Annotated in this window: 1 protein-coding gene; it reads right to left on the minus strand. The window is 60.9% G+C overall.

The window, feature by feature from the left end:
• Nucleotides 1-155 precede the first annotated feature (155 nt).
• The coding region (locus tag GVL61_RS24690) for a hypothetical protein (RefSeq protein ID WP_159983898.1) at nt 156-381 on the minus strand (226 nt) is incomplete at its 5' end.

Consider the following 381-nt stretch of genomic DNA (forward strand, 5'->3'; position numbering starts at 1 on the left):
GGTTTAGTCGACGCTGACGACTCTTGGTGCGCAGAGCACCGACCATGGGATCGGAGGCGTCCAGGATCTCTCGCCGCGTGCCCGCCATGGTCGTCGCTCCTTCTATGCTCGTCATCACTGGTCGATCGTGCAAGCAGTCTTCGTTCATTAAACAGTCAGCCCGCTGGCGCTGCCCGCTCGCTGCCGCGGTGATCCTGGCAGCGATCCCTGTCGCCTTGCGCATTTGCCACGAGCCGCTTTTGCTGGATCTGCGCTGCCGCTTCCCACTCCTCGTCGCTGTACGGCAGTGAAGCAGACGCATAGGGTGGTTGTGGGCCTGTCCCGAAAACCTCGAACAGGGTGTAACGGCTCTCGCGAATTTTGACGAAACCGCCTTTACTC

Source organism: Novosphingobium sp. 18050 (assembly GCF_902706195.1).
Lineage (GTDB): Bacteria > Pseudomonadota > Alphaproteobacteria > Sphingomonadales > Sphingomonadaceae > Novosphingobium.